Below are 16,873 nucleotides of genomic sequence, written 5' to 3' on the forward strand. Positions count from 1 at the left end.
CGCACCAGCACCGAAGTCCGGCGTCCCACCGGCGGTGACCCGGACCAGGCGCGGCACCTCCACCACACCGTCACGCACCCGCGCCTGCGGCACCGAATAGAACACGTCCTCCGGCCCGTCCAGCAGATGAATCCGATCCGGATGCTCCGACTGCGCGCTGCGCACCAACCCCCACAACGCCGCCCCGTCCGGGTCGTCGCCGCAGGTGCGCACCACCAGCCGGGACTGCGCCCAGCCCGGGTCGGCGAGCCATTCCTGCAGCAGCCCCAGCAGGGCGCTGGTGCGCTCGATCGCGGACCCGGGGGCGCTCGCGTCGACCAGCAGCACCGGCGCCACGGGCGGGAGCCGCTCGCCGAGCCGGATGACGACGGGAGCGTCGGCCGCGGCGGTCACGTCCTGCGCGGTCCAGGCGACGGTGAACAGGGAGCGGTCCCCCTCGCCGGCCGCGGTGTCCTCGGCGGTGACCGCCCGGAAGACCAGGCCCTGCACCGTGGCGACCGGTTCACCGGCGGCGTCGATCGCGTCGACCCGCACGCTGTCCCCGTTCACCCGCAGCCGGGCGCGCAGCAGCGTGGAGCCGTCGGCGTGCACGGTGACCCCGGTGAAAGCGAACGGCAGCCGGGTGGCGCCCGCCCCGTCGCCCGCCACGGCGCTCAGGCCGTGCAGCACCGCGTCGAGCAGCGCGGGGTGGACGGCGAAACCGTCCGGGTCGGCGTCCAGTTCGGCCGCGACGTACAGGTCGTCGCCGGCCCGCCAGGCCTCGCGCAGGCCCCGGAACGCGGGACCGTAGTCGTATCCGGCGGCGGCGAGCCGGTCGTACAGGCCGGCGGTGTCGATCCGCGACGCCCCGGCGGGTGGCCAGGCGAACGTCTCGGGGTGCGCGACGGTGGTGCCGGCGACGCCGGTCGCGTGCACGGTCCACTCGTCGCCGGCGCGGGAGTGCACGCCGATCGCCCGGCGGCCGTCCGAGTCCGGCTCACCGACGCTGACCTGCACGTCCACGCCGTCGCCGGTCAGCCGCAGCGGCTGCTGCAGCACCAGCTCCTCCACCGTCGGCGCGCCCGCCGACGCGCCGGCGGCCAGGGCCAGGTCGAGCAGGGCGGTGCCGGGCACCAGCGTCGTGCCGAGGATCGTGTGGTCGGCCAGCCACGGCTGCGTGCGCGTGGCGATCCGCCCGGTCAGCACCGCGCCGCCGGTGCCGGCCAGCGAGACGGTCGCGGCCAGCAGCGGGTGCCCGGCCAGGCCCAGACCCAGGCCGGCCGGGTCGAGGCCGGTGCCCGTGCCGGGCCGCGGCCAGTACCGCTCCCGCTGGAAGGCGTAGGTGGGCAGGTCGGCGATCGGGGCGCCGGCGCCGTCGAGCACCGCGGTCCAGTCCACGTCGGTGCCGCGGGCGAACAGGGCCGCGACGCCGGTGAGCAGCGTGGTCACCTCGTCGCGGTCGCGCCGCAGCGCCGGCACCACCAGGGCGTCCGGGACGAGGGCGGCGGTCAGCGCGGTGAGCACGCCGTCCGGTCCCACCTCGAGGAACCGGTCGGCGCCCTGGGCGGTCAGCCCGGCGATCGTGTCGGTGAACCGTACGGTGTCGCGCACGTGCCCGACCCAGTACTCCGGGTCGGCCCATCGCGCGTCGGCGGTCAGCACCGGCGGGTGGAAGGTGAGCGTCCGCACCACCGCGCGGAACTCGTCGAGCATCGGCTCCATCAGCCGGGAGTGGAACGCGTGGCTGGTCCGCAGCCGGGTGGTCTTCCACCCGTGCGCCGCCACGGGCGCGATCTGCGTCTCGGGACCGGAGACCACCACCGCGGACGGCCCGTTGACCGCGGCGATGTCCACTTCGGGGAAGGCCGCGCGCACGTCGTCGGCGGACGCCTGTACGGCGAGCATCACGCCGCCGGCCGGGAGCGCCTGCATCAGTCGCGCCCGGGCGGTGACCAGCTCGACCGCGTCCCGGAGCGAGAAGACGCCGGCCGCGTACGCCGCGGCGATCTCCCCGATCGAGTGACCGGCCACCATGTCCGGCTCGATGCCCCAGTGCCGCAGCAGCGCGAGCAGCGCCACCTCGATCGCGAAGATCGCCGGCTGGGCGTAGCCGGTGGTGTCCAGCGCGTCCGGGTCGGCGAACACCACCAGGCGCAGCGGCTGCTCCAAGCGCGGGTCGGCCAGCGCGCACACCTCGTCGAAGGCGCGCGCGAACACCGGGAACGCGGCGTACAGCTGCTCACCCATGGTGACCCGCTGGGCACCCTGACCGGTGAACAGCAACGCGAGCCGTCCCTCGGTGACCTCGCCGCGGGCGGCGGTGTCGGCCCGCTTGAGCGCGCGCATCAGCGGAGCACGGCCGGACGCGAGGTGGACGGCGCGGTGGGCGAGCGCGGCCCGGCCGGCGAGCGTGCGGGCCACGTCGAGCGGGTCCGCGTCGGTGCGGGTGTCCAGCCAGTCACGCAGCCGGGCCGTCTGGGCGACCAGGCCGTCCTCGGTCGCGGCGGACACCACGTACGGGAAGATCGGCAGTCTGGTCGGCGCCGCCGGCGTCTCCTCGGGCGCCGGGGGCTCCTGCAGGATGACGTGCGCGTTGGTGCCGCTGACGCCGAAGGCCGAGATGCCGGCGCGGCGCGGACGCTCCCCCGCGGGCCAGGGCCGGGCCTGCGTGAGCAGCTCGACGCGGCCGGCCGACCAGTCGACGTCGGGCGTGGGCGCGTCCACGTGCAGCGTGCGCGGCAGCAGGCCGTGCCGCATGGCGAGGATCATCTTGATGATTCCGGCGGCGCCGGCCGCGGACTGGGTGTGCCCGATGTTCGACTTGATCGAGCCCAGCCAGAGCGGGTCGGGCCGGTCCTGACCGTAGGTGGCCAGCAGCGCCTGGGCCTCGATGGGGTCGCCCAGCCTGGTGCCGGTGCCGTGCGCCTCGACCGCGTCCACGTCGGCGGCGCTCAGCCCCGCACCGGCCAGCGCGGCCCGGATGACCCGCTGCTGGGACGGTCCGTTCGGTGCGGTGAGCCCGTTGGAGGCGCCGTCGGAGTTGACCGCCGAGCCGGCGACCACGGCGAGCACCGGCCGTCCGGCCGCGCGAGCGGTGGAGAGCCGCTCGACCAGCAGCATGCCGGCGCCCTCGGCCCAGCCGGTGCCGTCGGCGGCCGCCGCGAACGCCTTGCAGCGCCCATCCCCGGCCAGGCCCTTCTGCTTGGAGAACTCGGTAAACGTGCCCGGCGTGGCCATCACGGTGACCCCGCCGGCGAGCGCGAGGACGCATTCGCCGCGGCGCACCGCCCCGGCCGCCAGGTGCAGCGCGACCAGCGACGACGAGCAGGCGGTGTCGACGGTGACGGCCGGGCCCTCCAGGCCGAACGTGTAGGCGATGCGGCCGGAGGCGACGCTGCCGGCGCTGCCGATGCCCAGATAGCCGCTGAGATCGTCGGCGCTGTTCTCCAGCAGCGACGGGTAGCCCTGGTAGGTGGTGCCGACGAAGACGCCGATCTGGTGGCCGCCGAGCGCGAGCGGGTCGAGACCGGCCCGCTCGAAGGTCTCCCACGCGGTCTCCAGCAGCAGCCGCTGCTGCGGGTCCATCGCGAGGGCCTCCCGCGGCGAGATGCCGAACAGGGCCGGGTCGAAGCGGTCGGCGCCGTCGACGAAACCGCCGTTCAGCACGTACGACGTACCGGATTTCCCGTCGGCGTCGAACAGCTCGTCGAGGTCCCAGCCGCGGTCGTCCGGGAACGGCCCGACCGCGTCCACCTCGCCGGTCACGACGTCCCACAGCTGCTCGGGCGTGCTGACGCCGCCGGGGAACCGGCAGGCCATCGCGGTGAGCACGATCGGATCGTCGTCGGTGGCCGCCGGCGCGGTGACGACCTCGGCCGGGGCGTCCGCGCCGAAGACCCGCTCCTGGAGGTGGCGGGCGAGCTCCAGCGGCGTCGGGTAGTCGAAGGCAAGCGTCGGCGACAGGCGCAGGCCGGTCTCGGCGGCGAGGGCGTTGCGCAGGTCGACGGCGGTGAGCGAGTCGAAGCCGAGCTCGCGGAACGGCCGCTTGAGCGCGACCGCGTCGGCCGACGGGTAGCCGAGCACCTTCGCGGCGTGGCCGCGGACCAGGTCGGCCAGGGCGCTCTCGCGCTGCCCGGCGGGCAGCGCGGCCAGCCGGGAACGCCAGCCGGTCTCGGCGACCGGCTCGTCGACGGCCAGGGCGGCGACCTCGGGCAGGTCCTCCAGCAGCGGGCGCCGGCGGGCCGCGGCGAACGTCTCGGCGAACGACGGCCAGTCCACGTCGGCGACCGTGAGGACCGCGTCGGGGCCGGTCACGGCGTGCCCGAGCACCTCGACGGCCAGGTCCGGATCGAGCGCGGTGATGCCGCGACGGCTCAGCCCGGCGCCGGTGTCGCCGGTGGCCATGCCCGCCCCGGCCCACGGCCCCCAGGCCAGTGCGGTGGCGGCCAGGCCGCGGGACCGGCGGTCTCGGGCCAGCGCGTCCAGGGCGGCGTTGGCGGCCGCGTAGGCGCCGCCCCAGCCGCTGCCCCAGGTGGCGGCGATCGACGAGAACAGCACGAACGCGTCCAGCGGGGTGTCGCCGAGCAGCTCGTCCAGGTGCCGGGCGCCGGCCACCTTCCCGGCCAGCACGGCGTCCAGCGCGTTCTGGTCGAGATCGGTCAGGGGTGCGCTGTGGGCGATGCCGGCGGCGTGCACGACCGCGGTGAGCTCGCCGGGCACGGCCGCCAGCAGCGCGGCGGCCTGGTCGCGGTCGGCGAGGTCGGCGGCGATGACGGTGACCTCGGCGCCGGCCGCGCGGATCCGCTCGGCCAGGTCGGCGACGCCAGGCGCGTCCGGGCCGCGACGGCTGGTGAGCACCAGGTGGCCGGCGCCGTGGGCGGCGGCCCACAGGGCGACCTTGCCGCCGAGCGCGCCGGTGCCGCCGGTGACCAGCACCGTGCCGCGCGGCTGCCAGCCGTCGCCGGTGCCGGGCGGGGCGTGGTCGAGGCGGCGCACGTGGATGCCGGACGGGCGCAGGGCGATCTGGTCCTCGGCGTCCAGCCCGCCGGCCAGGATCGTGGCCAGCCGGTCGCCGGTGCGGTCGTCGAGCGTCGCCGGGAGTTCGATCAGGCCGCCCCAGCGGTCCGGCCACTCCAGGCCGATCACCCGGCTCAGGCCCCCGATCTCGTCGGCGGAGCCGTGGGTGAGGATCCACAGCGGCCCGACGCCGGCGTTCTCGGCCGCCTGCGCGACGGCGAGCGTCTCGGCGAGCGATCCGGGCAGCGCCACCACACCGGCGAGGTCACCGTGTCCGCCGATGTCCGCGGCGGAACCGGCCGTGACCACGGTGGCGCCGGCGCGGGTCAGCGGCTCGGCGACGGCGGTGGCGTCGCCGACCAGCAGCCAGGTGCCGGTGAGCGCCCGGATGGTCGGGTCGGTGACCGGCTTCCACGTCTCCCGGTAACGCCAGCCATCGGCACCCTTGCGCCGGCGCCACGAGGCGAGGGCCGGCACCAACGCGCCCAGGGTCTCCCGGTACGCCTCGGCGTCGATCCGCAGCTCGCGCGCGACCAGGCTGAGGTCGGCGGAGTCGATCGCGGCCCAGAACCCGGTGTCCTCGGCCGCGGCCGCCTCGCGCGGGCCGGGCCGCAGCCAGTAGCGCTGGTGGTCGAACGGGTAGGTGGGCAGCTCGGCGGGATCCGCGACCGGGTCCCCGAGCAGCCGCGACCAGCGCACGTCCTGCCCGTGTGCGAACAGCTCGGCGACGGCGGTGAGCAGCGTCTCCACCTCGGGCCGGCCGCGACGCATGGCGGCCACCGCGACCAGGTCGGCCTCACGAGCCAGCGTGGCCAGCACGGTGTCCGGGCCGAGTTCCAGCACCCGGTCCGCGTCGAGTGCGGCGATCGTGTCGCCGAAGCGGACCGTGTCACGCACGTGACCGACCCAGTAGTCGGCGTCCGGGATCGCCGCGATCGCCGCCCGGAACTCATCCAGCATCGGGTCCATCAACCGCGAGTGGAACGCGTGACTGGTCCGCAGCCGCGTCGTCTTCCACCCCTGCGCCTCCACCGGCGCGATGTCGCCTTCCGGCCCGGCGACGACAACCGACCGCGGACCGTTGACCGCGGCAAGATCGACATCCGAGAACGCGGCACGGACCTCGCCCTCGGAAGCCTGCACCGCCAGCATCACCCCACCGGCCGGCAGCGCCTGCATCAACCGCGCCCGCGCCGACACCAACGTCGCCGCCTCGACCAGCGACAGATCACCGCGCGCGTACGCCGCCGTGATCTCACCGATCGAATGCCCAGCGAAGACATCCGCCGTGATCCCCCACGAACGGACCAGCGCCAGCAGCGCCACCTCCAACGCGAAGATCGACGGCTGCGCCCACCCCGTCTGATCCGGGTCGAGATCCGGAATCTCCAGCAACGCCGACACCTCGTCGAACGCCTGCGCGAACACCGGGAACGCCTGATACAGCTCACGGCCCATGTCCGCGCGCTGCGAACCCTGGCCGGTGAAGACGATCGCCAGACGGCCGTCGGTGGCGGTGCCGCGGACGGTCGTGTCGCCCAGGAGGACGGCGCGATGCTCGTGCACGGGCCGGGCGGCCAGGGTCGCGGCGGCGGGCGCGGTCAGACGCCGTACGGCGGTGATGTGGGCTTCCAACGATGCGGCGGACTTCGCCGTGACGACGATCGGGACCACCGGAAGGTTGGCGGCCGGGACCGGTTCTGATCGCTCGGCCGGCTCCGGGGCCTGCTCCAGGATCACGTGCGCGTTCGTGCCGCTGATGCCGAACGACGACACCGCCGCCCGCCGCGGCCGGTCCACCGCCGGCCAGTCCCGCGCCGAGGTGAGCAGCTCCACCGCGCCGGAAGCCCAGTCCACCTGCGGGGTCGGCTCGTCGACGTACAGCGTCCGGGGCAGGTGGGCGTGCCGCAGCGCGAGGATCGTCTTGATCACGCCGCCGACGCCGGCCGCGGCCTGTGCGTGCCCGACGTTGGACTTGAACGATCCGAGCAGCAGCGGCTGCGACCGGTCCTGCCCATAGGTGGCCAGCAGCGCCTGCGCCTCGATCGGGTCACCCAGCCGGGTGCCGGTGCCGTGCGCCTCGACCGCGTCCACGTCGACCGGCGACAGGCCGGCGGCGGCGAGCGCCTGCAGGATGACCCGCTGCTGGGCACCGCCGTTGGGCGCGGTCAGCCCGTTCGACGCGCCGTCCGAGTTGACCGCCGAGCCGCGCAGCACGGCCACGATCGGGTGACCGAGCCGATGCGCATCGGAGAGCCGCTCGACCAGCAGCAGGCCGACCCCCTCGGACCAGCCGGTGCCGTCCGCGGCGGCCGCGAACGACTTGCACCGGCCGTCCGGCGCGAGGCCGCCCTGCTTGGTGAACTCGCCGAACGAGTCCGGCGTGGACATCACCGCGACGCCGCCGGCGAGCGCGATCGAGCACTCCCGGTTGCGCAGCGCGCGGGCCGCCAGGTGCAGCGCGACCAGCGACGACGAGCAGGCCGTGTCGACGGTGACGGCCGGGCCCTCCAGGCCGAACGTGTAGGCCAGGCGGCCGGAGAGGACCGCCGGGGCGGTTCCGGTGAGCAGGTGCCCGAGCACCCCGTCGGGAAGGTCTTCGACGTACGAGCTGTAACCCATGTAGCTGCCGCCGACGAACACGCCGGCCTGGGTGCCGCGCAGGGTGGCCGGGTCGATACCGCCGCGCTCGAAGGCCTCCCACGCGACCTCGAGCAGCACGCGCTGCTGCGGGTCCATGGCCAGCGCCTCGCGCGGGCTGATCCCGAAGAACGCCGGGTCGAAGTCACCGGCGTCGTGCAGGAAGCCGCCGCGCCCGTCGAGCTCCGGCGCGCCCGGCTCCCACCAGGTGTCCCAGCCGCGGTCGGCGGGGAACGCCGAGATGGCGTCACCGCCCTCGGTCACCAGCCGCCACAGGTCCTCGGGGGACGTCACCCCGCCGGGGAACCGGCAGGCCATCGCCACGATCGCGATCGGTTCCTGCTCCGCGGACTCCAGATCGGCGAGCCGCTGGCGGGTCTGGGCCAGATCCGCGGTCACCCATTTGAGGTAGTCGCGGAGGGTTTCCTCGGTCGCCATTCAGTTCCACCTCTACGGATGCGCGGGGACATCAGCCCAGAGGGAGGCTAGGAGTGCCGGGACGGCGCCCGTACCCCTAGCGCTCCCCTACCTGGTCAGGCCCGGCCCAGCTGACTGTCGATGAATTTCAGCAGCTCATCGTCGTCGTCACCGGGCGCCGCGACGGCGGCCGGGGACGGCGTCGCGAGCCCGTCGAGCGCGGTCAGCAGCGACCGCAGCCGGATGCGCAGCTTCGTCTCGGTGATGGTGTCGGTGACCGCGGCGGCGAGCCGTTTCTCGATGTCGTCGAGCTGGTCGAAGACGGACAGCTCGGTGTCCGGGACGAGCTGCTGGCGCAGGTACGTGGCCAGCGCGGCCGGCGTCGGGTGGTCGAAGACCAGGGTGGCCGGGCAGCGCAGGCCGGTGGACGCGTTGACCCGGTTGCGCAGCTCGACGGCGGTGACCGAGTCGAAGCCGATCTCGCGGAAGGCCCGGGCCGGCGGGATCCGGTCGGTGTCCTGGAAGCCGAGGACCGCCGCGATGTGCCCGCGCAGCATGTCGACCAGTTCCCGGTCGGCCTCCTCGGCGGGCAGGGCGTTGAGCCGCTCGCGCAGCGCGTCGTCCTGGACCGGCGCCTCCTCGGGCGCGGCCACCTCCAGCTCGGCGAAGAACCGGTTCGAGCGGGCCAGGCCGAACGCCGGCACGAACCGCCCCCAGTCCACGTCCGCGATCACCGGAGCCGGGGCGGCCAGCTGGGCCGCGGCGCGCCCGGGGTCGAGCGGCCGGATGCCCAGGCGCAGCAGCGACCCGTCGGCGGCCGCGGCGGCCGCGATGCCCCCGCCCGCCCACGGCGACCAGGCGATCGTGGTGGCTCCCGGCCGCTGCGACGCGTATGCCTCCAGGTAGGCGTCGGCCGCGGCGGTGGCCGGGTGCCGGACGGTGCCCCAGACACCGGCCGCCGAGGTGAAGACCACGAACGTCGCCGCACCGGTCAGCTCGTCGAGCAACCGGGCGCCGGCGGTCCGGACCTCGGTGATCTCGGCGAGGCGGGCCGGGGTCAGCTCGGCGATCGCGGTGTCCTCGCCGACGCCGGCCGCGTGGACGACCGCGTCGACCGGCCCCACCTCGGCGAGCAGCGCCGCGACCGCGTCCCGGTCGGTGAGGTCGCACGCGTGGACCTGCGCGTTCGGCAGGTCGGTCGAGCCGCCGTGGCGCGCGACGAGGATCAGCCGGTCGGCGCCGTTGGCCGCGGCCCAGCGGGCGGCGTGACCGCCGAGCGCGCCGGTGCCACCGGCGATCAGGACGGTGCCACCGGGCTTCCAGCCGCCGGTTGCGACGGTGGTGGGGCGCAGGCGGCGGACCCAGGCGCGGCCGTCGCGCAGCGCGATCTGGTCCTCGTCCCGGCCGTTGGTGACGGCGGCGGCCAGCCCGGCGGCGCCGGACTGCGGCAGGTCGACCAGGCCACCCCAGCGCCGCGGGTGCTCGAGGGCGGCGACGCGGCCGAGACCCCAGATCTGCGCCTGGGCCGGGTCGTGTGCCGGCTCCGGACCGGCGGCGCCCCGGGTGACCACCCAGAGCGGAGCGTCGACACCCTCCAGGTTCTGCAGGACGGCGACGGTCCCGGTGAGGTCCAGCATCGAGACGACGCCGGCGAAGTCGCCCGTGACGACCGCCGGGGACAGCACCACGTCGGCGCCGGCGGCGGTCAGCTCGGCCGTCACCTCGTCGGCGAGGTCGCCCGCCGGGGCGACGACGAGCCAGCGCCCGGTCAGCCGGGCGGCCGGGTCGAGGTCCAGCGGCGCCCAGCCGATGGTGTAGCGGGTGTTCTGCTCGGGGGCCTGCTCGCCGGCGTCGCCGGGCGAGAGCCAGTAGCGGCGGTGCTGGAACGGGTAGGTAGGTGCGTCCGGGAGGCGACGACCGTGGGCGACCCATGGGGCCCAGTCGACGTCGACGCCGCGCACCCAGGCCTCGCCCAGCGCGCGGATCTGCGCGGCCGGGCCGTCCTCGCCACGGCGCAGGGTGCCCCACACCCCGGCGTCCGGCGCGCACTGCTCCAGCGCCAGGGTCAGCACCGGATGCCCGGACACCTCGGCGAACAGCCGGAACCCCGCGCCGGCCAGCTCGGTGACGACCGGAGCGAACTCCACCGGCCGGCGCAGGTTGTCCCACCAATACCGCGCATCGACCGGCTCGGTCACCCGCTCCCCGGTGACCGTCGAGTGCCACGGGATGACCGGGACCGCGCCGGAGAGGTCTTTGATCGCGGCGAGGAAGTCCTCACGCACCGGCTCGACCTGGGCCGAGTGGGAGGCGTAACCGACCTCGACCTGCCGCGCCCGCACACCCTGCTGTTCACACCACGGCACGAACGCCGCGATCGCCGCCCGCTCACCGGCCACCACCACCTGCGTGGGCGAGTTGACCGCGGCAATCGTGATCCCGTCGCGCAACCAGCCGGTCACCGTCTCAGCACTCGCGCCGATCGACGCCATCCCCCCGGTACCGTCCAGATCCACCAACGCCCGCGACCGCGCCGCCACCACCCGGGCACCGTCGCGCACCGACAACGCCCCGGCCACCACCGCGGCGACCACTTCACCCTGAGAGTGCCCGACCACCGCGGCCGGGATCACCCCGTGCCCCTGCCACCAGGCCGTCAGCGCGACGCCGACCGCCCACAACACCGGCTGAACAACCTCGACCCGGGTCAACCACGACTCGTCCGACCGCAGCACCTGCTCGACCGAGAAACCCACCAACGGCCGCAACGCGGCGTCACACTCCCGCAACCGGGACGCGAACGACTCCTCCCCCAGCAGACCGACCGCCATGTGCAACCACTGACCGCCCTGACCCGGGTAGACGAAGACCGGGCTGTCACCCAGGACGGTGCCGGTCACCGCGGGCCGGCAGTCCGCGTCCCAGGCGACCGCGCGCTCGGTCAGGCGAGCCCGGCCGGCCAGCGTGGCCGCCACGTCCACCAGCGCGGCACCGTCGGCCACGAACGTGCGCACGATCTCGGCCTGTGCGCGCAGTCCGGCGGGGTCGGCTGCCGACAGCAGCAGCGGAACCGGGCCCGCGCCCGTGCCGGGTTCCACCGGGGCGGCGTCGGGAGCCTGCTCGATGATCACGTGCGAGTTGGTGCCGCTGACGCCGAACGCGGAGATGCCCGCGCGCCGCGGACGGCCGGTCTCCGGCCAGGGGCGCGCCTCGGTGAGCAGCTCGACACCGCCGAGTGCCCAGTCCACGTGCGGCGAGGGCTCGTCGACGTGCAGCGTCTTGGGCAGGGCGCCGTGCCGGATGGCCTGCACCATCTTCATCAGCCCGGCCATGCCGGCCGCGGCCTGCGTGTGGCCGAGGTTCGACTTGACCGAGCCGAGCCAGACCGGCTCGCCGGTGCGGTCCACGCCGTACGTCGCCAGCAGCGCGTTCGCCTCGATCGGGTCACCGAGGGTGGTGCCGGTGCCGTGCGCCTCGACCGCGTCGACGTCGCCCGGCCGCAGGCGGGCGTTGGCCAGCGCCTGCATGATGACCTTCTGCTGGGACGGGCCGCTCGGCGCGGTGAGCCCGTTCGACGCGCCGTCCTGGTTGACCGCGCTGCCGCGCACCACCGCCAGCACCGGCCGGCCGGCCTTCTGGGCGTCGGAGAGCCGCTCGACGACCAGCACGCCCACGCCCTCGGACCAGCCGGTGCCGTCGGCGGCCGCGGCGAACGACTTGCACCGTCCGTCGGCGGCCAGCCCGCCCTTGCGGCTGAACTCGACGAACGGCCCGGGCGTCGACATCACCGTCACCCCGCCGACCAGCGCCAGCTCGCACTCCCCCTGGCGCAGCGCCTGCACGGCCAGGTGCAGCGCCACCAGCGACGACGAGCACCCGGTGTCCACCGTCATGGCCGGGCCCTCCAGCCCGAACGTGTACGAGATCCGCCCGGACAGCACGCTGGCCGCGTTGCCGGTGCCCAGATGCCCCTCCAGCGCGCTCGGGAAGACGCCCATCGACCACAGGTAGTCGGAGCCGTTGGTGCCGGCGAAGACGCCGGTGCGGGTGCCGCGCAGCCCGGTCGGGTCGAGCCCGGCGCGCTCCAGCGCCTCCCACGAGCACTCCAGCAGCAGCCGCTGCTGCGGGTCCATGGCCACGGCCTCGCGCGGGGTGATGCCGAACAGCCGCGCGTCGAACCCGGCGACGTCGTCGAGGAAACCGCCCTCGCTGGTGTACGTGGTGCCCCGCACCGACGAGTCCGCGTTGACCAGGTCGCCGAGATACCAGCCCCGGTCGGTGGGGAACGGCGACATCGCGTCCATCCCGTCGGCCACCAGCCGCCACAGGTCGTCGGCGGAGGCCACCCCACCGGGGAACCTGCAGCTCATCGCGGTGATGGCGATCGGCTCGTCAAGGGTGGCGACACTGCCGACGGTCACGGCGGTCGCCGGCGCCGCGGTCGCGCCGACCTTGGCGAGCAGGTGCGCGGCCAGCGCGGCGGCGTTCGGGTGGTCGAAGACGACGGTGGCGGGCAGGCCGACGCCGCTCTCGGCGCGCAGCCGGTTGCGCAGCTCGACCGCGGTCAGCGAGTCGAAGCCGAGCTCCCGGAACGGCCGCCGCGGCGGGATCTCGTCGCTGCCGGTGTGGCCGAGCACGGCGGCCGCCGCGGAGCGGACGAACTCGAGCACGACCCGTTCCCGCTCGGCGGCGCCCAGCCCGGCCAGGCGGGTGGACAGGGCGCTGCCGTCGGTGACCGGATCGGTGGCGGCCCGGTCGAGCACGTCCCGGACGGCCGGGATGTCGCCGATCAGCGGCCGGGGCCGTTCGGCGGTGAACAGCTCGGTGAAGCGCGGCCAGTCCACGTCGACCACGCAGATGTTGGTGTCGTCCTGGCCGGCCGCGCGGCGCATCGCCTCGATCGCCTGCTCCGGCGGCAGCGCGACGATGCCGCGGCGGCGCAGGTCGGCGCCGACCTCGGCGGAGGCCATGCCGGACTCGGCCCAGGAACCCCAGGCGATCGTGGTCATCCGCAGGCCGCGGGCGCGGCGCCGCTGGGCCAGGGCGTCCAGGGCGGCGTTCGCGGCGGCGTAGGCGGCGTGCGAGTGGCTGCCCCAGATGCCGGACAGCGAGGAGAACGCGATGAACGCGTCGACCTCGCCGACCAGCTCGTCGAGGTGGACCGCGCCGGCGACCTTGCCGGCCAGCAGCGTGTCCAGCAGGCTCGCGTCGGTCTGCTCGAACGGCACGTTGGCGCCGACACCGGCCGCGTGCACGACCGCGTCGACCGGCCCGACGTTCGCCAGCAGCGCCGCGACCGCGTCCCGGTCGGCCAGGTCGCAGGCGTGCACCTCGGCGTTGGGCAGGTCGGTCGCACCGCCACGACGCGACACCAGGATCAGCCGGTCGGCGCCGCTCTCGGCGGCCCAGCGGGCGATCCGGCCGCCCAGCGCGCCGGTGCCGCCGGTGATCAGCACGGTGCCGCGGGGCTGCCAGGCGGCGGAGCCCTTGCGGGCCGGTGCGGGCACGACGCGGCGGGCGTGCACGCCGTCGGCGCGCAGCGCGAGCTGATCCTCCGGGCCGTATGCGCCGGCCAGGACGGTGCCGACCAGGCCGGGATCGGGCTCGGCCGGAACCTCCAGCAGGCCGCCCCAGCGGTGCGCCATCTCCAGCCCGGCGATCCGGCCGAGCCCGGCGACCTCGGCCTGGGCCAGGCTGCCGGTGTCGCGGGTCAGCACCCAGACGCGGGTGTCGTCGCCGGCCGCCTGGATCAGCGCCAGGGTGCCGGCCAGGCCGCGGGGCACGTGCGGATGGCCGGTCATCGGACGTTCGTCGAAGGCGAGCAGAGAGACGATTCCCGCGTACGGGCCCTCGGGCAGCGTGACCGCCGCCGCGTCCACCGTGATGGTCTCCGCGTCCGGCAGCACGTCCGGCACCTCGACGCCCTGGGGACGCACGACCAGCCAGCGCCCCTGCGGTCGTACGGGAGCCGGGGTCACCAGCTTTTTCCAGGTCACCGCGTAACGCCAGCCGTCGATGGCGGCGGCGAGCCGGCGACGGCTGTGCCAGGCGGCCAGGCCGTCCACGACCGGCTCGACGGCGGCCGTCTCCAGGCCCAGCTCGTCGGCGAGCGAGGCGGCGCCGGCCTCGACCGCCGCCCAGAACTCGGGGTCGCCGCCCCGGTCGCGCCGCTGCTCCTCGGGGGTCAGCCAGTACCGGCGCCGCTGGAACGGATAGGTGGGGAAGCCCGCGTCGCGCGCGATGCCGGCGAACCAGGACGACCAGTCGACGCGCACACCGCGGACCCAGGCGTCACCGAGCGCGCGGATGCGCGCCTGCGGGCCGTCCTCGCCACGGCGCAGCGTGCCCCAGACGGCGGCGTCCGGCGCACACTGCTCCAGCGCGACGGTGACCACCGGGTGCCCGGACACCTCGGCGAACAGGCCGAAGCCGGCCTCGGCGAGCTGCTGGATCACCGGGGCGAAGCGGACCTGCTGGCGCAGGTTGGTCCACCAGTACTCGGTGCCGACCGGCTCGGTGACCCGCTCGCCGGTGACGGTGGAGTACCAGGGGATGACCGGGGCGGCGCCGCGCACGTCGCCCAGGCCGTCCAGGATGGTCTGGCGCACCGGCTCGACCTGCGGCGAGTGCGAGGCGTAGCGGACCTCGACGAGCCGGGCGCGGACGCCCCGCTCCTCGCAGAACGGGATCAGGTCCTGCAGGCGGGGCCGGTCGCCGGCCACCACGACCTGGGCCGGCCCGTTGACCGCGGCGATGGTCAGGCCCGGCCGGCCGGCCAGCCACCGCTCGACCTGCTCGGCGGGTGCGCCGACCGAGAGCATGCCGCCGTCGCCGGTGAGCCCGGCCAGCGGGGCGGACCGGGCGGTGACGACCCGGGCGCCCTCCTCGACCGAGAGCGCGCCGGCGACCACGGCCGCGACGACCTCGCCCTGCGAGTGGCCGACCACCGCGGCCGGGTGCACGCCGTAGGACTGCCACCACGCGGTCAGCGCGACACCGACCGCCCACAGCACCGGCTGGACCACCTCGACCCGGGTCAGCCAGTCGCCGGAGCCCCGCAGCACGTCCTCGACCGACCACCCGGTGTACGGGCGCAGGGCGGCGTCGCACTCGCGCAGCCGGTCGGCGAAGGCAGCCTCCTCCAGCAGGCCGACGGCCATGTGCAGCCACTGGCCGCCCTGCCCGGGGTAGACGAACACGACCTCGGGGCTCTCCGCGGCGGTGCCGGTGACCGGCGGCGATTCCAGGGACGCTCGGTCCCAGGCGACGGCCCGCTCGGTGAGCGCGGCCCTCCCGGCCAGCGTGGCAGCGATCCCCGCCAGTGGCGCCTCGCGCCCGGCGACGGCGGCGATCTGCGCGCGCAGCGCGGCCGGGGTCGCCCCGGAGAGCAGCATCGGCACGGGCCGGTCGGCGGCCGGTCCGGCCGGGGTGTCCGGGTCGTCGCCCTGCTCGAGGATGACGTGGGCGTTGGTGCCGCTCATACCGAACGAGGAGACCGCCGAGCGCCGCGCCCGCCCGGTCTCCGGCCATGGCCGGGCCTCGGTGAGCAGCGCGACCGCGCCGGACGACCAGTCCACCTTCGGCGTCGGCTTGTCCACGTGCAGGGTCTTCGGCAGCACCCCGTGCCGCATCGCCTCGATCATCTTGATGATGCCGCCGACCCCGGCGGCGGCCTGCGTGTGCCCGATGTTCGATTTCAGCGATCCGAGCCAGAGGGGAAGATCCCGATCTTGGCCGTACGTCGCCAGCAGCGCCTGTGCCTCGATCGGGTCACCCAGGGTGGTGCCGGTGCCGTGCGCCTCGACCGCGTCGACCTCGGGCGCCGTGAGCCCGGCGTCGGCCAGCGCGGCCCGGATCACCCGGCGCTGGGCCGGCCCGTTCGGGGCGGTCAGCCCGTTGGACGCGCCGTCGGAGTTGATCGCCGTCCCGCGCACCACCGCGAGCACCGTGCGCCCGGCCGCGCGGGCCGAGGACAGCCGCTCGAGCAGCAGCACGCCCGCGCCCTCGCCCCAGCCGGTCCCGTCGGCGCCGGCGGCGAACGACTTGCACCGCCCGTCGGCGGCCAACCCGCGCTGGCGGGAGAATTCCAGGAAGGTGCCCGGCGTCGACATCACCAGCACGCCGGCGACCAGCGCCTGGTCCACTTCGCCGCGGCGCAGCGCCTGCACGGCCAGATGCAGCGCGACCAGCGACGACGAGCAGGCGGTGTCCACGGTGACGGCCGGCCCCTCCAGACCGAACGTGTACGCCAGCCGCCCGGACAGCACGCTCGCCGCGTTGCCGGTACCCAGATGCCCCTCCAGCTCGCCCGGGTGGTCGCCGAGCAGCCCCAGGTAGTCCTGGTCGTTGCTGCCGGTCCAGACACCCGTGCGCGCCCCGCGCTGCCCGAGCGGGTCCAGACCGGCCCGCTCGAAGGCCTCCCAGGCGCACTCCAGCAGCAGCCGCTGCTGCGGGTCCATCGCGCGCGCCTCGCGGGGGCTGATCCCGAACAGCGACGCGTCGAAGTCACCGGCGTCGTACAGGAAGCCGCCACCGCGGGCGAACGACGTGCCGGCCGCGTCCGGGTCGTCGCTGAACAGCCCGGCGAGATCCCAGCCCCGGTCGGCCGGGAACTCGCCGATGGCGTCGCGGCCGTCGGCGACCAGCCGCCACAGATCCTCCGGCCCTCGCACCCCACCGGGGTAGCGGCAGGCGGTGCCGACGACGGCGATCGGCTCGGTCGCCCGGGCCGTGGTCTCCTGCTGCTGACGGCGCAGCCGGTCGGTCTCCTTGAGGGCGCTGCGCAGCGCCTCGACGATCTTCTGATCCGGCTGGGTCATCG

The 16,873-nt window shown here is 75.5% G+C and carries 1 protein-coding gene and 1 pseudogene; both read right to left on the bottom strand.

Going from position 1 to position 16,873, the window contains the following annotated elements; genetic code table 11:
• Positions 1–8,073: pseudogene (locus tag ACH442_RS39200) on the bottom strand (SDR family NAD(P)-dependent oxidoreductase); the annotation flags it as partial.
• A 95-nt stretch (positions 8,074–8,168) separates the two neighbouring features.
• Positions 8,169–16,871 (bottom strand): type I polyketide synthase, encoded by an 8,703-nt coding sequence (locus tag ACH442_RS39205; RefSeq protein ID WP_396343189.1) that lies wholly within the window; start codon positions 16,869–16,871, stop codon positions 8,169–8,171.
• Positions 16,872–16,873 lie beyond the last annotated feature (2 nt).

This window comes from Actinoplanes sp. NPDC020271 (genome assembly GCF_044388125.1).
Taxonomy (GTDB): domain Bacteria; phylum Actinomycetota; class Actinomycetes; order Mycobacteriales; family Micromonosporaceae; genus Actinoplanes.